This window comes from Marinobacter sp., assembly GCF_048259445.1.
Lineage (GTDB): Bacteria > Pseudomonadota > Gammaproteobacteria > Pseudomonadales > Oleiphilaceae > Marinobacter.
The window spans coordinates 82,276-100,079 of the sequence record NZ_JBLXHQ010000004.1 but is presented as its reverse complement, the minus strand read 5'-3'; the positions used below and the strand labels follow the sequence as shown (position 1 = coordinate 100,079).

Sequence of the window (17,804 nt, the reverse complement as noted above, 5' to 3'; positions counted from 1 at the left end):
CGCCGGACAGCACTTGTTTTCACCTGCAGTTTATTTGGCGGCTTCTGCCGCCGTTACCCGAACATAACTACCTGGAGCATCCTCCAGAACGGCAAGCTTGCCCTCTCCGGGTATTCTTGCGGCAACCTGCTCACCGGCATGTTGCTGAATCCACTCCAGCCAGTGTGGCCACCAGGACCCAGCGTGCTCATCTGCACTTTCGAGCCATTCATCGGCATCCGGGTTCATGGTGTCGTTTGTCCAATAGCCGTATTTTTCTTTGTACGGAGGATTTATGACGCCTGCGATATGGCCGGAACCAGACAATACGAAATGCACATCACCGCCATGAACCAGTGCACCCTTATAGGTGGATTTCCACTTGGCAATGTGATCCTGACGGGCTGAAAGAAAGAACGACGGCACCTCTATTTCAGCAAGGTTGATGCTTTCGCCAGCGAAGGTAAGAGAGTCGGGTTCTACCAGACGGTTATTCAGGTACATCTCCCGCAGATAAAAGCTGTGCATTTTTGCGGGCAGGTTGGTGCCATCGGTATTCCAGTACAACAGGTCAAATGCCGCGGGCTTCTTCCCTTTGAGGTAGCTGTTTGTCCAGAACGACCAGAACAGCTCGTTTTCCCGCAGCAGGTTGAACGTGAACGCCATGGCGCGACCGTCCAGATAGCCTTTTTTGTCCAGCATCCGCTCAATGCCACGAATTGAGTGCTCGTTGATGAACACGCCAATGCCACCCGGATCGGAGAAGTCCAACAGACTGGTCAGGTAAGTAGCGCTGACGACTGGGTCTCTCCCTTTTTTCTTAAGCCAGGCCAGAGTGGAGCCCAGGAGGGTGCCACCGATGCAGTAACCGAGGAGGTTCATCTGCTCTTCACCGGTGGCAGCGGTTACGGCGTCCATGGCGGCCAAAGGCCCTTCCAGCATATAGTCATCCCAGCCTTTGTCCCTCAACTCGGGCCCCGGGTTGCGCCAGGATATGATGAAGACCGTCTGCCCCTGGTCCACAAGCCATTTGATAAAAGAATTTTTGGCCGTCAGGTCAAGAATGTAAAACTTGTTGATCCAGGGCGGCACGATAAGCAACGGCCGTTTACTGACGGTTTCCGTGCTCGGTGTATACTGGATGAGCTGTATCAACTCGTTCTGGAAGACGACTTTGCCAGGTGTGGTCGCCAGGTTTTTGCCCACCTCGAATGCGGAGCGATCGGTCATGCCGACGTTGAAAAGTTTCGGATTCTGGCGAAAATCATCGATGAACTGTCGTCCGCCATCGACCAGATTCATACCCTTGCGTTCCCAGGTTATTTTCAGAGCTTCAGGGTTTGTTGCCAGGAAGTTGGAAGGTGCAAGCGCGCTCGTGAGCTGGCGCGCGTAGAAAAGCATCTGTTCCTTGCCTGCAGGCGGGACGCCTTGCATGTTCTCTACCCAGTCCAGAAACGCGCGGGAGTTGATCAGGTAGGCCTGGTGTAATACATCAAACGGCAGGTGTTTATGCCATTCTTCTGCGTTGAAACGCCGGTCATCGATATCCGGCGGTGCAACCGGGTCTTTCTCAACCCCGGTTAGCCGGGAGAAAGTGTAAGAACCGAGATCTGCTTGTTTGCGGGCCAGATCCAGCTCCGCTCCCACAAAGCGCCAAGGGTTCAGCAGAAGGTCTTTAGCCATGGTGCGATAGGCATCTGACATCTCTGATACTGTGGAGATTTTCGCGTGGTCCATAACGCCGGTATCTCCAAGCAACTTTTCCAGATGTTGCTGCCCATCGCGTACCTTCGTTTCAAATGTACTGACTAACTGCTTGGCAGTTTTTCCCAGCTTGTTCAGACCCAGCATTTGCAACTCCTTTGTTCAGATGACGGGTAAAGTACTATTCTCTCCCAGGTACATTGACACAATTGTGACGAACATCAATCCGGCAAAGGGCTTAGACGCTAATGTGGTCTGCAGGGAATCCGTAACCGGTCTGAAATACCAGGAGATGTGAAATGAGCAATCGCAAAGCCGAACTTGAAACCCTGAGAGCCGATCTTACAGCGCGGCTGGAACGCTATGAAGCACATCAGCAGCGTAAAGACGGTGCTTTGGACAAAGACTCCGAGGAGCGGGCTCAACAGACACAGAACGATGAAGTCGTTGATTCGCTTGAAGAAGAAACCCGGGCCGAATTGGGCCAGATAAAAACTGCTCTTGAACGCATTGAGCACGGCAAGGGTGACGAGTGTGAAGTCTGTGGTGAAGCTATTGATCCTCGACGGCTTCAGGTGCTGCCTTATACTACGGTTTGCGTTGCCTGCGCCGAAGGCTAAACTGCTTTTCAGTATAAAAACCAAGAATAAAAAAAGGAGTCCGGCACTGTGAGCCATTATGACACGCTGATTATCGGAGGCCGTTATTTCGACGGTACGGGTGCCGCCTCGCGCATTGCACATGTTGCAGTTCATGAAGGCAGAGTGGCGCGGGTATTTGAGGAGGAGCCGGACCCCGCCCTGGCAAGCAGGGTTATTGATGCAAGTGGCTGCTGGGTAACGCCGGGATTTCTGGATACCCATACACACTATGATGCCGAGTTGCTGGTATCTCCTGCGCTTTCGGAGTCTGTGCGGCACGGTGTAACAACGGTGCTGATAGGCAGCTGCTCGCTCAGTATGGTGTGTTCGGAGGCAGAGGATGCCTCGGATATCTTTACCCGGGTAGAAACAGTGCCGCGGGAGAAGGTGCTACCGATTCTGCAGGCTCACAAGAGCTGGAGCACGCCAAAGCAATGGGTTGATTTTATTCGGAATCACCCTCTGGGGCCCAACGTAATCAGTTTTCTTGGTCACAGTGACCTTCGGACAGCCGTGATGGGGTTGCACCGGGCAACAGACCGGGAGGTAAAACCCAGTGCACAGGAACAGCAGCAGATGGAAGATCTGCTGGAGGAAGCCCTGCAGGAAGGTTTTCTGGGCTTATCTACTATGTGCCTGAAGTGGGACAAGGTAGATGGAGACCGGGAGTGGTCCAAAAGCCTGCCCAGCACCTACGCCCGCTGGCACGAAGTCAGCCGGCTTAATCGCCTGCTGCGCCGGTATGACCGTGTGCACCAGGGCGCGCCCAATGCCGCCAATCCTCTACAAGTGACCCAGTATCTTCGGGAAACCCTGGGCTGGTTGCGCAAACCGCTGAAAACAACCCTTATTGCGATGATTGACCTTAAGGGCAACCCGACGGTCAGACCCATGGCCAGCCTGGTGAGCCGGATTGCAAACAGCTTCGGCGGAAATTTTCGTTGGCAACTGTTACCTACGCCCTTCACGGTCTACGCCGATGGCATGGACATTGTGTTGTTTGAGGAGTTCGGCGCTGGCGAGATGGCACTGGATCTTCGCGATCAGCTTGAACGGAATGAACTGCTGAAAGACGAAGCATACCGTCGCAAATTCCGTAAATTCTATCGGGAAAAGCTTTCGCCGCGGGTTTGGCAGCGGGATTTTGGCGATGCCATTATTCTTGATTGTCCGGATCAGTCTGTTGTCGGGAAAAACTTTGCCGAGCTGGCGCTGGAGCGAGGCATCCATGTGGTGGACTTCTTCCTAGACATGGTCGTATCCCACGGTCGGGCGCTACGCTGGTATACAGTTGTGGGCAACCATCGCAAGGATCGGTTGAGCAAAATGGTTGCCGATCCTGATGCGCTGATTACCTTTTCGGATGCCGGCGCGCACATTCGCAACATGGCTTTCTACAATTTACCCCTGAGATTTCTCAAGCTGGTTCTTGAAAGCCAGGAGCAGGGCGCACCGGTGATGTCTCTTGAAAGGGCGGTGCATCGCCTGACTGGCGAGCAGGCAGACTGGTTTGGTATCGAGGCCGGGCATATTCGCGAGGGCGACCGGGCAGATATTACGATTCTCGATCCCGAAGGCCTCAGTCAGAACCTGGAGAGTGTCGAATGGGCCGAAATGGAAAACTTTGGGCTTCAGCGGATGGTCAACCGGGTGCCCGGCTGCGTAAAACACGTGCTGATCAACGGTCGGCTTGCGGTGACTGACGGGAATCTTGCCGCTGACCTCGGCAAAAGTTCCGGTTTTGGCCGTTTTCTGCCTGCCGGATATCGCTCTGGTGATTGAGTTCAGGCATTATTCTGCCCCCATTGTTCCGAAGAGGAGTGGAGTGTTCGTATGTCTGAACAACGACAGATGCAGGAGGAGGCAGAAGGCTACTCCAAAAGCCGGCTGATTGGCCTGATTCTTGGCGCCGGATTTTTGCTGATGACGATAATTTTTCCGCCACCGGAATCCATGTCGGTGGAGGCCTGGTCGGCAATGGGTCTGATGCTTCTGATGGCAACCTGGTGGTCAACGGAAGCTATCCCGATTCCCGCAACTGCTCTGCTACCGATTGTGCTCGTGCCGGGGCTTGGCCTTGGGAGTATCTCTCAGGCGACCTCGCCTTATGCGCACCCGATTATCTTTCTGTTTCTGGGTGGCTTTACTCTGGGCCTGGCGATGCAGCGCTGGAATCTTCATCGCCGTATTGCCCTGATGACGCTGAAGGCGGTTGGAAATGAGCCAAAACGCCAGATTGCAGGTTTCATGCTGGCAACCGCTTTCCTGAGTATGTGGGTGAGCAATACCGCGACTGCAATCATGATGCTGCCCATCGGTTTGTCGGTGATTGGCATGATGGGCAATGGTCAGCCTGAGAATGTTCAGCGCTATGCCACGGCACTGCTATTGTCTATCGCGTACTCCGCCAGTATCGGCGGTATTGCAACGCTGATAGGGACTCCTCCTAATGCGCTGCTGGCAGCTTATCTCAATGAGACTCAGGGGGTTTCCGTCGGGTTTGCACAGTGGATGCTTCTCGGCGTACCAGTGGCAACCGTTATGCTGGGTATCGTGTGGTGGTGGCTGACACGCAAGGATTTTGGTCTGGAGGCGCAGCAAGGCGCCGGCGCGGCCATTCATGACGAACTTGCGGCTATGGGCCAGATGAGCCGTGGTGAAAAACTGGTTGCGGTAGTGTTTGTCCTGACAGCCAGCGCCTGGATTTTCCGACCCTTATTGTCGGCCAGCATTGCGCCCTGGTTGACTGACACCGGGATCGCAGTATCGGCTGCCATTGCCATGTTCATCATTCCGGTTAATGTGCGCCAGCAGAGTTTTGTGCTTGATTGGGACACGGCCAAAGGTATTCCCTGGGGCGTGCTTCTGCTGTTCGGTGGAGGCCTTGCCATGGCGGGAGTTATCAGCAGTTCCGGTTTGGCAGACTGGATTGCGGCTAGCATGGGTGTTGCAAGCGCTTTGCCTGTGATCATTATGGTCATGCTGGTTGTTACGGTGATTATTTTCCTCACAGAAGTGACCAGTAACACAGCCACTGCAGCGGCTTTTCTGCCACTACTCGGAGCGCTTGCGCTATCTCAGGGCGCATCGCCATTGCTGCTGACGGTCCCGGCTGCCATCGCGGCCAGTTGTGCCTTCATGATGCCGGTCGCGACGCCGCCCAATGCCATTGTGTTCTCCAGTGGGCACATGAAGATCGGCGATATGATTCGGGCAGGGTTCGCTCTGAACATCGCCGGCATCGTGGTGGTGACTCTTCTGTGCTACCTGCTTATGGATATGATTTTTACTATCTGACTGTCGGGCAGGCGCGAGATGTCTTGCGCCTGCTCTCCCGCACTTTCAATACCTGCGCTCTCAACCTCTGAATTCCCAACCCCTGAATTCTCAATCTCCGGACTTCCAACTTTTCCGCTCCACACGCTTTCGACGGGCACGATGGGCTGTGCGCTTTTGCACCGCCAGATTTGAGGCACAGTTATCTTTAAGGTCCCGGCTATTTCGGTATCTTACCGTAACAATATGTAACCCAATAAAAATCACACCTAATAAAAAAAGGGATTTCGTCCGACATGCTGCTGGTGCTCGCTGGATCCATTCTTACATTTGCCATAGTGCAGGAAGCCACTGTGGTAGAGCCCTACGAAAAGGGTGCCGTTGTTATCGAGCAGAAGGTCGATTCCAGCCCTGCAAAGCTGCAAACCGATTTTCGTATCGAGCCGCTGGTAGAGCAGAAATTTCGCAATATTGTCCGCCAGGCGTACGACTACAGCTGCGGTAGCGCAGCGCTGACAACCGTTCTGAATTTCTATCTTGGTCGCACTCTCTCGGAACGCCAGGTGATGGAAGGCCTGCTGCATTATGGCGAAAGTGAGCGCATCGTTTCGCGCCGGGCTTTTTCCATGCTTGATATGAAGCGCCTTGTTACCGCATTGGGTTATCCATCGGGTGGTTTTCGCGCGACGATCGATGACCTGATTGACCTTGACCATCCGGCTATCGTTCCTATCCAGCATGCAGGTTTCAAACACTTTGTTGTGCTCAGAACCATTCGGGATGGCCGTGTATACATGGCCGACCCAGCGGTGGGGAACCTGTCCTTCACGCTCGCCCAGTTTGAAGAAAAGTGGGACGACAATGTGCTTTTTATTGTTTTTCCGGGCAGCGATAAACCCCTGGATAACCTCGAACTCAAAGAAGAAGATCTGCGTTTTGTAGATGATCAGACCATGACACTGCTGGCCCTGGAGCGTATGCCAGCCTTCCACGAGTCCACTGCCCGGCGCGTTCAGAACCTGCTTGAACGCCAGAAGAACAACCCGGACGGCAGTGTTGAGAATACCCGAAAACAATTGCACTACCGTCGCAATTAACGATCTCCAGGCGGCTTGCCTGGTTCAGGATTATTACCAATAAAAAATAAGGGAGTCAGGATGAATCGTTGGTTTGTGCGAGGTCTTATCCTTGTTTCCGCGACAGGTTTGCTTCCGGGCATGGCCCTGGCGCAGGATGGAAATGTAGATCAGGCGAGGGACGCACTCGCAAAACAGGAGGGAGACAAAGACTCTTCGCGCCAGCTTGAGGAAGTGTTTCAGGCTGCCGAAAAGAACTATTCGCTTCAGAAAAAAGGCACTCACTCCCTCAACTATTCGTTTGATTACTCCTATACGGCAGATCAGCGACTGGATCTTGCCATCACCGACGGTTCGGTGCGCAACCTTGATGTGGTGCCTTCGGCAACCCACAACTTTACCAATTCATTCTCGTACGATTATGGCTTTCTGGACAACCTCACTGTTGGTGCCAGGATTCCTCTGGTCGTTAAGTACGATACTGAAGACGAACTCAATTTGTACGATTTTGGTGACATCTCCTTTACCGGGCGGTGGCAGCCTTTTGCCTATGTGCCGGGCAAGATGTCGACGACCCTGTTCGGGACGTTTACCACCAGGACTGGTGTAAGCCCCTACGAAATAGATATTACCGAACAGCTTTCAAGCGGTAGTGGGTATTACTCTCTCAGCGGTGGGTTGAGTCTGTCAAAGGTGCTTGATCCGGTCGTCATATTCGGTTCTGTGAGCGGGACCTACAACCTGCCTGCGGAAGATCTGCAGCAGGTTCGCGGTGCGCGTCTGCTGCAAGAGGTCGAACCCGGTTTTGGTATTTCAGGGTCTGCCGGATTTGCCTATTCACTTTCCTACGACATATCCCTGAGTATTTCAGCGCAGCTCAGCTACAGCGATGAAACTATCCTGACCTTCTCCAATGGCGAGCAGGCCATGGCACAGGATCAGATGACCGGTTTCCTGAGCATGTCTCTGGGAACCCGGGTCAGCGATACCACGATTGTGAACACCAGTCTTGGTATCGGCCTGACTGAGGATGCCCCGGATTTCTCCCTGGGTGTGTCCCTGCCCATTAATTTCTCCGGCCTCAAAGAGTGATTGGCGCCGCTGACGATTTAACGGGAAGGGAAAGATTTCATGGGACATAACAGCTACCAGCGGCAGCTTCTCGCGGCAATGGTCGCCACGACACTTTCGTGTGGAGCACAGGCTCAGCTCGCACAGAACCTGACCATTCACCCCAAGGCATTGGCTTTGGGGAATGCTGTCACAGCAGATCCCCCCGGGATTATGGCGATTCACTACAACCCGGCGGGCCTGACAAAACTTGATGGCCGTCAGTTCGAAGTGAACCTTATGAGCATCTATCTGGATATTGACGCCGATTTCACGGCTCCGGATGGGTACGAAATATTCGGCATTGATGGTCTGGAAACCGATCCGAACACAGGCAAACAACGGGACCCGGTAGCCAACTCCCATAGCCATACCAACAACGTTGCATTGTATATACCCGGTTTCGGGATTTTGCGCATGCCTCCCGGGCCGGCTATCGCGCCTTCTGCAGGTTTCAGTATTAATCCTCCCGGCTCCAAGCTGACCTTTGGTAACGCATTTTATCTGCCAATGGCGGCTGGCTTTTATCGCGATACAAATGATCCCGGCCGTTATCAGCCTCAGGCGGCTGCACTGCAGCGTACGACCTACCTTGCGCCAACTGTTGGCTACAAGATCAATGATGAGTGGTCTGTGGGTGCGGGAATCCATTTGTCCCACATGGGAATTGCTGCGGACCAATATATGCGGGCGCCTAACCTGTTGCTGGGTGTGGCAGAAATTCTTCAGGACGCATTCAACTGTGAAAGCGGTGATGAGCCATTGCAGCCCTGGCTCGCGCTTTGCGGGGGGAATGTGGGGCCCTGGGACGATATCGGTGCCTTGAGTATCAGTGTTCAGGAAACACTGTCGCCCACTTACACACTCGGGGTGATGTGGGATCCGGTGGACTGGTTTACCTGGGGGGCAAGCTATACCTCAGAAGCTGAAATGAATATGAAGGGGACCTTTGAAATCGAGTATACCGATGACTGGTCCGGGTTCTGGCAGAGTGTTAACGGATCGGTTCTGGGTGCTATTACCTCGGCCATTCTCAGCCTGCCATCGGGCGCACCTCGGGAGGCCGGCAACGTTAGTATGGACCTGGTCTACCCCCAGCATTTCCAGACGGGCATCAGTGTTGATGTGCACCCGAAACTGACGCTGAACGCCGACATCGGCTGGACAGATTATGAGCAATGGGATGCTTTTCTGTTCCGGTTTGACCGCAACCTCGAGTTTCTCAATGCAGCCCGTATTCTGTCTCCGGACAACGCCACCCCGAATACCCTCAAGCTTCCCCTGGGCTTCAAAAGCCAGTGGAACTGGGCGTTCGGTATGGAGTTTCATGCTTCATCCCGGCTTGATCTGAGGGCGGGTGTCGAGATCCGGGATTCGGTAATACCGGATGATCAGCGTTCGGTTATGGCGCCTTTTGGCGGCGCCAACCTATACAGTGTCGGAATGGGGTACAAGTGGGATAAAAATACTGAAATTGATATGAATCTCAGCTATTTGCATTCCGTTGAAAGCATCCCGGCAAATACCAGCTGCAATATCAACTGCGATAACATTACCAATATTATCTACAACCCCTATGCCGGGCTGGATGTTAAAACCTCGCTGCGAGTTGTTATGGCCGGTTTAAGTTTCAGGAAGAAATTCTGACGACACTCTGTGTCGCTTTTTAAAGGGCGTCTCTGTGACCAAACACAAACTATGGACAGCTGTTGCATGCGTCGCTTTAGGGGCTTTACTGGCAGGATGTCAGGTTGGTGGTTCGACGGTTTCAGACCGAGAAGGTTATTTTACCTGGGTAGATGAGCAAGGCCGGGTACGCTACTCCCCTACAGGCGAATCTGAGGGGAGTCCACCCGATGACGAATATACAGCTGAAAACTATCCGGATGCGGAAGAGCTCAGGCGTAAAGGGTACGTGCGTGAAGAAAACGGCCAGCCCTACTATACCTGGCGTGATGCCGAGGGTAACGCCAGAACCACTTACTATCAGCCGGATACTCGTACAGATGACGAAAAAGGGCTTGTTGAGTCGCCCGCCAGGATTACTCCCGCAACGGTCTATCGCGTGACCGACATGCTTTTGGCTCCCGAACCCGTGGTTGGGCGCGACCCGGATGCTTTCGCCATTCTGGGAATTGAAGAGGGCAGTGAAGGTTACCTTGAGCGCTTTTCCGGCACCTGCTGTAAGGCGCTGGATGCGCAAAATCATGAGCCATGGCAGGAAGGTCGTGAATTCGGTATCCATCTGAACGAACGCTCCCCGGTCCACCAATTTCTGACGGGGGAAAGCCCCTATCAACTGATTGCTCTGCCCCGAGAAGATAAACTCGAAGCGCAAATTTTGCGCTTGCGTTCCTACGCTGGTAACGGGGTTTTTGTGCCTTCTGTGGTTTTTCTGGACAGCGCTCTCAGGCCTGTTCGGTTGGTGACGGATCTGGTGTCGGGTTTTGAACCCGAAAACTGGCATCGGCGCGGCTACCTTGAAGCCCGGATTCCGATTCTGTTATCAAGCGAAGAGCGTTGGATGGTGCTCTTTACCCGCAGTCAGGATCTTGAAGGACAAACGGTTATCGAAACCCGTCGCGGCCCCCGCAAGATACCCCATGTCAGCACAGGCGAATTCGGGCTGATCATGGTAGACGCAGAGTAGTCGGTTCAGTCTTCCGGCTGGCTGAGGTCCAGCCACTGTTGTGACAGCCAGTAAAAGCTGCCGTCTCCAGCCGGGTGAGTACAGTTATAGCGGAACCGGCGGCTGTTGAAGGGTTCCGGAGCCTTGACGATGATTCCCTCGTCTGTGGTCTCAAACTCTATACGCCCCATGCCGGAGGCAAAACAGGTCAGCCTTTCAGGTTGAATCGCTGATGAAGGTGGCAATGTCAGTGTTGGCGGGTTGGTAGTCATAATGCCATCGGGCAGCTTGCTGGTATCTATGGGAAACGCTTTGCTGTTCAGCTTGTCTTCAAGCCCGTTAAGCTTTCCGTAAGCGTTGGCCATGGGGAACCTCGGTAGTCGAGTTTTGCCCGATAGCGGACCTATAGCTCCCGATTGTTGCCCGAATCCGAACCATCCACGGTCGGCTATCTCCGCTTCCAGTGCTTCATCAAATTCGCCGTACGGGTAGGCGAACAGGGGAAGGTTTGTTCCAAGCTGTTTTTCAAGGGTTGTCTGAGCGGAGTCCAGGCTATGGGTTACTCTCTGTTTCCAGTCTATTTTCGTCTCACCAGGCTTTCTCGCAAGGTGCCCATGCCCGGCGGTATGGTTGGCAATGGCAACGCCGTCTCGCTCAGCGAGTTCCCGCAACTGCTCCCAGGTCATATAACCGGGGCTACCGACCGCTTGAGTATCTACAAAGATGGTATAGGGCAGGGAGCTTTCATGGAGAATACCGGCTCCTTCGCTGTAAACCGATTCATACGCATCATCGAAGGTGATTGCGATGTGTTGGCCGGCGGGCGGGTTGCCGGAAAATATATTTTCCGTTGCGGCCGGCAGTTCAACAACGTCAATGCCAAGCTCCTTGATCAGATCAAGCTGGGCCCGGAACAGGGATACAGAAGTACTGGTGGATGGTGGGGTGGAATCGCTGATGTGATGATACTGAAGAACCACAAGGTCGGCTCTTGCGCAAAAACTCGCCAGCAAAAGCGACCACAGGGCTGCCGGTTTCCAGAGTTTTCGTAATCTCATGTCTGCTCCATCATCTGACTGAAATGTGCTTTCAGAACGGCGAAAGCCTCATTGAGTGCCTGGATTGCCTCCGTTTCTCCACCCCGGTCCGGATGTGCTTGCATCACGGCGCGCCGGAACGCCCGCTTTGTTGTCGAGAAACTGTCAGGAACCGCTTCGAATCCGAGTATGTTTGCCGCTGCCAGAGCTTCCGGCCCGGTGGGTCCTGAGTTTTGATGGCCTGCCCAGAATCTGTCCATCATCTGCGCAATGGAGGCCTCCGGAAGCTCGTATTGGGAAATATCCAGATAGAACGTCCGAAGATTATCGACGGCATCTGGCACACCGTTTCCACTCACAGTATTCTGGTAATCAATGCCGATTCGCATGGGCGAGATGGTCAGGCTTTCACCGGCCTCGGCCACAGTATCCCTGAGACGATACAGCACGTGAAAAAGCAGAAAGTGCACTGGATAGAGCTTACCGGGATCGTGAAACTCGAGGTCTCCGATCAGATTCCATGGCGCACGTTGCAGCCTCTTGATCAGATTGAGTTCGTCTATGCCGCCGGGCGACATGCGGAGTTCATGCTCAACAGCAACCAGCAGGTGCTGGATGTGCTGTTCGAGCATTTCGGCGGACTCATTAAGAGGAGCCGGGCGTGAGCGCTCAGGGGAGGTCGGGTTGCTCTTCACATTCCTGACTCTGGCCGCAGTACTGAAGTTAAGCATAGCTCTAATGTTAGGGCAGTGGCCGCCCACAGGGAAGAGCTGCCAGTCGGTCCAGGCCGCCGATAAACAGAGTTGTTGAAAAACAGGTCGCCATTTCAACTTCTTCGTCGCCCCGTTCCGGGTTCTGGTGCACCCGCTCTGCAAGCACCAGGCTGGCTTCATAGGCAACACCGAAGAAGGCTGTGCAAAGGTAATCAAGGTCTACGTCGGGAAGGATCTTCCTCTCAACTGCATCCCGAACATCATCCTCAAGAGAAATCATGATAAGTCTGAGGATACCGGAGCCGAACAGCTCATTGAGTGCTCGGTCGTTGCGATGAGCAAGCTCATAGACCAGGGGGTCCCGCGCAGTCGCGGTGTAGAGGGCCAGGTACGAGCGATGAACAAACTCTTCTGCGGTATTGGCTGTGCGGCGCGAGTGGATCAGGTGCTCATTCAAGCCACCCAGGAAGTCAGCCAGCAGCGCGGCAAAGATATCCCGCTTGCTTCGGAAGTAATTGTAAAAGGTGCCAGAGGCCAGATCTGTTTTCTTGATGAGATCGCGGATAGTGGTATTTTCGTACCCGCGCTCTTTAAAGCATGCCCTTGCAGCTGACAGAATAGCCTGCCGATTGCGCAAACTGTTCTGCTCCCTTTTTCCGATAACTTCTTTCTTTGAACTCAACATATCCATGGCTGCGTCCTGTCCATGAAATGATGTGATGCGTATAATCTCATGACCAATTTCCCGATGAACACGGTTGATATGCCCGAAACGATGACAGAAAGCTCGAACCAAGCCCCTGAAATTGAATACGAACGTTCCCGGAAAGTAGAGCAGAATAAGCTGCAGAAACGACTACGCCGGGAAGCTGGCCAGGCGATTGCTGACTTCTCGATGATCGAAGCAGGCGATAAGGTAATGTGTTGTCTGTCTGGTGGCAAGGACTCTTATGCCATGCTGGACATCCTGCTTAACCTCCAGAAAAGCGCGCCGGTTTCATTTGAGCTGATTGCTGTCAATCTGGATCAGAAGCAGCCGGGGTTTCCGGAAGAAATTCTGCCGGGCTACCTTGCTGATCTGGGCATTGAATATCACATCATCGAGAGGGATACCTACAGCATAGTCAAAGACAAGGTGCCTGAGGGCAAAACCACCTGCGGGCTATGTTCGCGGTTGCGCCGCGGTATTCTTTACAACTTTGCAGAAGAGCATGGCGTGACCAAGATCGCACTGGGACACCATCGCGACGATCTTCTGGAAACCCTGTTTCTGAATATGTTCTATGGCGGCAAACTTAAAACCATGCCGCCGGTGCTGCACAGTGATGATGGCCGGAATACGGTTATCCGCCCGCTCGCATACAGCCGTGAGAAAGATATTGCCCGTTATGCGGAGTTGAGACAGTTCCCTATTATTCCCTGCAATCTGTGCGGTTCTCAGGTAAACCTGCAACGCCAGGTTATCAAGGAGATGTTCCAGGAGTGGGATAAACAACACCCTGGGCGGCTTGAAAGCATGTTCGGAGCCTTACGCAATGTAGAGCCATCGCATCTCGCCGATACCAGCCTGTACGATTTCGGCGGGGGCAAGCGTCCGGCTGTTCAGACAGCCATACCGATGCAGGAGGCAGATCAGAATTTTGGTCGCCTGGATGTTCTGAATATCTGAGAATATCGCTGAGAGTCCGGCCAAGGGGCTCAGAGTCGGCTTAATGGGCGATTATAGCCATGACCGGGAGTGTCCAGAGTCCAAAAAGAATCAACAGGGCACCGGTAAATTTCCGAAATATCTGATTGCTTTTCAGACCACTGATCCAGCCTGCTGCGTAACCGGTCGCCAGCATGGAGGGCAGAGTTCCCAACCCGAAAAATACCATGGTAAGCGCAGCCGAGCCCACGGTCGGCTGTAAAGCCGCCCAGCCCAGCGTGCTGTATACGAGCCCACAAGGTAGCCACCCCCAAAGAGCCCCAAGGGCAAGCGCCTGACCTGCGTGATTGACGGGAAGGAAGCGGCGGGTAATCGGCGACAGCCGCTTCCAGAGCGGCGCACCGATACGCTCTACATATCGGATACCCTGCCACCATTGCCCCATGGATAGTCCCATGAAAATCAGCAGTAAGCCTGCGATTGTGCGCAGAGCGAGACCCAGTTCAGCCCATTGATTGGCGGCGGATGTGCTTAATATCGCCACGAGCGTTGCTATTAATGCGTAGCTTGCAATTCGTCCGGAATTAAAGGCAATAAGCAGCACGGACTGGCGCAGACGGAAACCCTTTCCGACCGGCAAAGCCATGGAAAGGGACGCACTGATTCCCCCGCACATGCCCAGGCAATGGGTGCTGCCTAACAGGCCGATAATAAATGCACTGGGGTAGCTGAGATACAGTTCCGGATTCATGAGCGGCCAGGTTTTTCCTCGGTACTGTTATCCTGTTCCCCGGTTTCTTGTGCGCTGGCGTCCTCATCGGCCGGCGCGTCAGCGTGTTCAGGTTTGTCCGTGCGCGCCTCGTCCGGGATCATGTCTTTATCGTCGTCGTACAAAATGCGGTGTGCCGGGCCTTCGAGGTCATCGTACTGGCCATTCTTGACTGCCCAGGAAAACAACAGCATGCCCATCACCACCAGGATCAGCATCACCGGGACCAGGAACATTACGATTTCCACGGGAAAAACCTCATTGTTAAATGACAGGAGTTTACGTTATCAGGGCGTAGCTTGTGCGCCAAGGCGCAAAGCATTAAGTACAACAATCAGTGAGCTGAGTGACATGCCAATTGCTGCCAGCCAGGGTGGAACCAGGCCGGCGGCTGCAAGCGGAAGAGCGCAGACGTTATACACGAGTGCCCATGTCATGTTCTGACGAATGATTTTCCGCGTCTGGCGGCTGGTATCCAGCGCTGCTACCAATTGCATCAGCTGGCCGTTCAGCAGAACCGCATCTGCCTTTAGCTGAGTGAGGTCCGCTGCCGATCCCATGGCGACAGAGATGCCAGCTCCTGCCATGGACGGGAGGTCGTTCAGGCCGTCTCCCACCATCATTACCTGGCGCCCCTCCGATCTCAGCGTGTTCAGAACGTCCAGTTTCTGTTCCGGCGAGGCCTGGCCAATCGCTTCGTTGATGCCCAGCATGTCAGCAATCTGGCGGACATGGCCGGATCGATCACCGCTAAGAAGAATCGTGCGAATCCCTGCGTCCTGCAGGGCTTTGATCGCTTGTGCGGCGTCTTCCCGAGGCTGGTCATCCAGCCGGAAACAGGCAAGCCACTCATCATCTGAAGCCAGCCAGATTTCCATGCCCGAATACGTGCCAGACTCAGGTTCCTGCGCACTCAAATGTTGCGCTACAAATTCCCTGTGGCCAATAAAGAACGACTGATTACCAGAGTGGCCTGAAAGCCCGCCGCCCAGATGGTTGCTCACATGATCGATAGTGGTAGCCGGGCGGTTGTGGAACACCCTCGCAATCGGATGCTCTGAATGGCGTTCGAGGCCGGCTGCCAATCGCAGGCAGGTCTCTTTGTCCTTGCTGCCGACAACACGAATATCAATAAGGCTCAGCTCGCCCCGGGTCAGAGTGCCGGTTTTATCGAAAACCACAGTATCGATAGTATTCATGGTCTCAAGTGCATGGCCCCGGGTGGGCAGAAACCCAAGGCGCCGTAATTTCACGGTAGCCGAGGTTATAGCGGTAGGCGTTGCGAGTGAGAGGGCGCAGGGGCAAGTCACTACCAGGACGGAAAGCGTTATATCGAACGCATTGTCTGCTCCCGCAAGCCACCAACCGATCCAGACTACGGGGGCAAGAATAAGCACACGCCCGACAAATTTTCCGGCAATGCGATCCGCCATACGGGCGACGGGAGGCTTTTCAGATTGCACGCGATCCAGTATCCGGAGGATGCCGGACAGGCGAGTCTGGGCTCCGGACTTTTCCACCTGAACGTCCAGCGAGTTTTCCCCGTTGATACTTCCGGCATGGACCGTATCTCCGGGTACGCGGGTTTCCGGGAGGTACTCGCCGGTCAGTGCGGATTCGTTGAGAGTGGATTGGCCCCGCAGAATAACACCATCTACCGGGAGGGTTTCGCCAGGCCTGATTCGAACCACGTCACCTGATTTTACCTGATGGGCGGGTATGATTTCCGTGTTTTCACCGTTCACCCGGGTTGCAACGGTAGGGTGAAACCCGGCCAAAGCGTTGCCTGTAAGCCCGGCACGGTATCTGGCTTGTACCTCAATGTAGCGGCCGAGCAACAGGAAGAACGTGAACATACAAACGGATTCAAAATAAACTTCTTCACCGCCCATAACGGTGACCCAGGCACTGGCAAGGTAGGCAAGACCGATCGCGATTGCTACAGGCACATCCATGGTCAGGTGCCGGGTTCTGATATCGCGCTTTGCATTGCGGAAAAAAGGTGCTGCGCTGTATAGCACAACCGGTGTCGCTACCAGCAGGCTGAACCAGCGGAAAAACGACACAAATTCCGGCGACAGACCACTGATCAGCTCAAAATAAAGAGGGAACGCCAGCATCATGCTCTGGAAGGTGCCAATACCGGCAATGGCCAGCCGGATCAGCATAGAGCGGTGTTCTGCTTTCAGTTGATCCTCAACTGCGTCTGACTGATAGGGGCGGGCGGTGTAGCCGAGCTCGTGAATAGCGATCAGCAAATCACTCAGGGAAGCTTTGTCCTGAGCCCATACGAGCCGTGCCCGTTGGGTAGTATGGTTTACAGAGAAGGAGAGTACGCCCGGTTGCTTTTTCATATGGCTTTCAAGCAACCATATACAGGCGGCACAGGTAATGCCCCCGATCAAAAGCTGAGCTTCCTGGCCGCCCTTAACCGGAGCAACGAAGGCCTGCTGCACAAGGGGATGATCCAGTTCCCTGAGCCGGTCCAGCTCGGAGTCTGTCAGCTGACGGGGCGTCACCGCTGTTTCAGTGCGAAGCTGATAAAAGCCGGTCAAACCTTCGTTATGAATGGTTTCACACACGGCTTTGCAGCCCTGACAGCAGAAAAAACGGGCCTGGCCATCAATCTGAAGCGTAATCGGCGGCTCACCGTCTGCCGGTTCGCCGCAATGGAAACAATCCAGGGGGGTCACCCTTTCGCGGAGCCTTCCGGACCCATATGAAGGTTGCCTTTGGCGGGCAGCCATGCTTCACCTTTCAGGCGCCATTGATTGTCCGGTCCACGAAGGTCGTAATACCAGCGGCCGTCGATATCCTGCAGCATGGTCCCGGTATAATGGCCGTTGCCGTCACTCCGGAACTGGATGGTTCGATCCTTCTGTGACAGCGTCGGATGAAACAGGTTAAGCACCAGATAGGGAAAATCCGCAGGCCCCTGCTGAGTCTTAACATTCAGCAGAATGCTGCGGTCCTCGAATACCATGTCTGCGCTCAGACCCATATCTTTGGCTGTCTGATCACGGGCTATTTCCAGGTTGATGCCCCGGCCTTCTTTTGAATAGTCGTCGGTTACCATCGTATCGTCCATGTTCGATGCTACGACCAGCATGAACATACTGAAGGTAATTGCCGACAGCGGTGCCACGGTCAGAAACCAGAACCAGGGCTGCCGATACCAGGGTGCTACGGGTACTTCTTGCTTCATAGTGCTCAGTCTCGTCT

16 protein-coding genes are annotated in these 17,804 nt (G+C 54.2%); 8 read left to right on the top strand and 8 right to left on the bottom strand.

Translation table 11 applies throughout. The annotated features are described in order from the left end of the window. Positions 1-30 precede the first annotated feature (30 nt). The gene (locus ACN0RL_RS04485) at positions 31-1,830 is read right to left on the bottom strand and encodes a PHA/PHB synthase family protein (protein ID WP_417514129.1); all 1,800 of its coding nucleotides are present in this window, start codon (positions 1,828-1,830) and stop codon (positions 31-33) included. A 152-nt stretch (positions 1,831-1,982) separates the two neighbouring features. On the opposite strand from ACN0RL_RS04485, the gene ACN0RL_RS04480 reads away from it, so the two are divergent. The 7 genes from ACN0RL_RS04480 to ACN0RL_RS04450 all read left to right on the top strand — a co-directional run bounded on the left by ACN0RL_RS04480 (position 1,983) and on the right by ACN0RL_RS04450 (position 10,436). Further along, the gene (locus ACN0RL_RS04480) at positions 1,983-2,303 is read left to right on the top strand and encodes a TraR/DksA family transcriptional regulator (RefSeq protein ID WP_417514127.1); all 321 of its coding nucleotides are present in this window, start codon (positions 1,983-1,985) and stop codon (positions 2,301-2,303) included. Between the two features lie 48 nt (positions 2,304-2,351). Further along, complete coding sequence (locus ACN0RL_RS04475) at positions 2,352-4,106, top strand: N-acyl-D-amino-acid deacylase family protein (RefSeq protein WP_417514125.1); 1,755 nt, start codon at positions 2,352-2,354, stop codon at positions 4,104-4,106. A gap of 51 nt (positions 4,107-4,157) precedes the next feature. Further along, positions 4,158-5,621, top strand: a complete 1,464-nt coding sequence (locus ACN0RL_RS04470) for an SLC13 family permease (protein ID WP_417514123.1) — start codon at positions 4,158-4,160, stop codon at positions 5,619-5,621. 275 nt (positions 5,622-5,896) lie between these two features. After that, on the top strand, positions 5,897-6,697 hold the full coding sequence (locus tag ACN0RL_RS04465) for a C39 family peptidase (RefSeq protein ID WP_417514121.1): 801 nt from the start codon (positions 5,897-5,899) through the stop codon (positions 6,695-6,697). 60 nt (positions 6,698-6,757) lie between these two features. Next, positions 6,758-7,768, top strand: coding sequence for a transporter (locus tag ACN0RL_RS04460; RefSeq protein WP_417514119.1), 1,011 nt, complete (start codon positions 6,758-6,760; stop codon positions 7,766-7,768). 39 nt (positions 7,769-7,807) lie between these two features. After that, on the top strand, positions 7,808-9,433 hold the full coding sequence (locus tag ACN0RL_RS04455; protein WP_417514117.1) for an OmpP1/FadL family transporter: 1,626 nt from the start codon (positions 7,808-7,810) through the stop codon (positions 9,431-9,433). Between the two features lie 34 nt (positions 9,434-9,467). Beyond that, positions 9,468-10,436, top strand: a complete 969-nt coding sequence (locus tag ACN0RL_RS04450) for a MalM family protein (RefSeq protein WP_417514115.1) — start codon at positions 9,468-9,470, stop codon at positions 10,434-10,436. 5 nt (positions 10,437-10,441) lie between these two features. Here the strand turns inward: ACN0RL_RS04450 and ACN0RL_RS04445 are convergent, their stop codons facing one another. Genes ACN0RL_RS04445 through ACN0RL_RS04435 form a run of 3 tightly spaced genes read right to left on the bottom strand, consistent with a single transcriptional unit; the run spans position 10,442 to position 12,856 of the window. Then, positions 10,442-11,473 (bottom strand): polysaccharide deacetylase family protein, encoded by a 1,032-nt coding sequence (locus tag ACN0RL_RS04445; protein ID WP_417514113.1) that lies wholly within the window; start codon positions 11,471-11,473, stop codon positions 10,442-10,444. Continuing rightward, positions 11,470-12,147, bottom strand: coding sequence for a DNA-J related domain-containing protein (locus tag ACN0RL_RS04440; protein WP_417514111.1), 678 nt, complete (start codon positions 12,145-12,147; stop codon positions 11,470-11,472). Before ACN0RL_RS04440 ends, ACN0RL_RS04445 begins: the two co-directional genes overlap by 4 nt. 46 nt (positions 12,148-12,193) lie before the next feature. Continuing rightward, positions 12,194-12,856 carry a TetR/AcrR family transcriptional regulator gene (locus ACN0RL_RS04435; RefSeq protein ID WP_417514109.1) on the bottom strand — a complete coding sequence of 221 codons (663 nt, stop codon included), beginning with the start codon at positions 12,854-12,856 and terminating at the stop codon, positions 12,194-12,196. An 84-nt stretch (positions 12,857-12,940) separates the two neighbouring features. Between ACN0RL_RS04435 and ttcA the strand changes: the two genes are divergently transcribed. Beyond that, positions 12,941-13,834, top strand: a complete 894-nt coding sequence (gene ttcA, locus ACN0RL_RS04430; protein ID WP_417514398.1) for a tRNA 2-thiocytidine(32) synthetase TtcA — start codon at positions 12,941-12,943, stop codon at positions 13,832-13,834. 40 nt (positions 13,835-13,874) lie between these two features. Here the strand turns inward: ttcA and ACN0RL_RS04425 are convergent, their stop codons facing one another. The 4 genes from ACN0RL_RS04425 to ACN0RL_RS04410 are packed head-to-tail and all read right to left on the bottom strand — an operon-like array spanning position 13,875 to position 17,787. Then, complete coding sequence (locus ACN0RL_RS04425) at positions 13,875-14,564, bottom strand: sulfite exporter TauE/SafE family protein (protein WP_417514107.1); 690 nt, start codon at positions 14,562-14,564, stop codon at positions 13,875-13,877. Continuing rightward, positions 14,561-14,818: a cbb3-type cytochrome oxidase assembly protein CcoS gene (gene ccoS / locus ACN0RL_RS04420; RefSeq protein ID WP_417514105.1), complete on the bottom strand. Its 258-nt coding sequence runs from the start codon at positions 14,816-14,818 to the stop codon at positions 14,561-14,563. Before ccoS ends, ACN0RL_RS04425 begins: the two co-directional genes overlap by 4 nt. A gap of 51 nt (positions 14,819-14,869) precedes the next feature. Next, positions 14,870-17,275: a heavy metal translocating P-type ATPase gene (locus ACN0RL_RS04415; protein WP_417514103.1), complete on the bottom strand. Its 2,406-nt coding sequence runs from the start codon at positions 17,273-17,275 to the stop codon at positions 14,870-14,872. Next, positions 17,272-17,787: a FixH family protein gene (locus ACN0RL_RS04410; protein ID WP_417514101.1), complete on the bottom strand. Its 516-nt coding sequence runs from the start codon at positions 17,785-17,787 to the stop codon at positions 17,272-17,274. Before ACN0RL_RS04410 ends, ACN0RL_RS04415 begins: the two co-directional genes overlap by 4 nt. Between the last annotated feature and the right edge of the window lie 17 nt (positions 17,788-17,804).

Coding starts and splice junctions, on each gene's coding strand:
- ACN0RL_RS04460 (WP_417514119.1), top strand. CDS start 6,758: ATGAATCGTTGGTTTGTGCGAGGTCTTATCCTTGTTTCCGCGACAGGT.
- ccoS (WP_417514105.1), bottom strand. CDS start 14,818: ATGTTCCTGGTCCCGGTGATGCTGATCCTGGTGGTGATGGGCATGCTG.
- ACN0RL_RS04455 (WP_417514117.1), top strand. CDS start 7,808: ATGGGACATAACAGCTACCAGCGGCAGCTTCTCGCGGCAATGGTCGCC.
- ACN0RL_RS04425 (WP_417514107.1), bottom strand. CDS start 14,564: ATGAATCCGGAACTGTATCTCAGCTACCCCAGTGCATTTATTATCGGC.
- ttcA (WP_417514398.1), top strand. CDS start 12,941: ATGACAGAAAGCTCGAACCAAGCCCCTGAAATTGAATACGAACGTTCC.
- ACN0RL_RS04480 (WP_417514127.1), top strand. CDS start 1,983: ATGAGCAATCGCAAAGCCGAACTTGAAACCCTGAGAGCCGATCTTACA.
- ACN0RL_RS04470 (WP_417514123.1), top strand. CDS start 4,158: ATGTCTGAACAACGACAGATGCAGGAGGAGGCAGAAGGCTACTCCAAA.
- ACN0RL_RS04410 (WP_417514101.1), bottom strand. CDS start 17,787: ATGAAGCAAGAAGTACCCGTAGCACCCTGGTATCGGCAGCCCTGGTTC.
- ACN0RL_RS04465 (WP_417514121.1), top strand. CDS start 5,897: ATGCTGCTGGTGCTCGCTGGATCCATTCTTACATTTGCCATAGTGCAG.
- ACN0RL_RS04485 (WP_417514129.1), bottom strand. CDS start 1,830: ATGCTGGGTCTGAACAAGCTGGGAAAAACTGCCAAGCAGTTAGTCAGT.
- ACN0RL_RS04445 (WP_417514113.1), bottom strand. CDS start 11,473: ATGAGATTACGAAAACTCTGGAAACCGGCAGCCCTGTGGTCGCTTTTG.
- ACN0RL_RS04435 (WP_417514109.1), bottom strand. CDS start 12,856: ATGGATATGTTGAGTTCAAAGAAAGAAGTTATCGGAAAAAGGGAGCAG.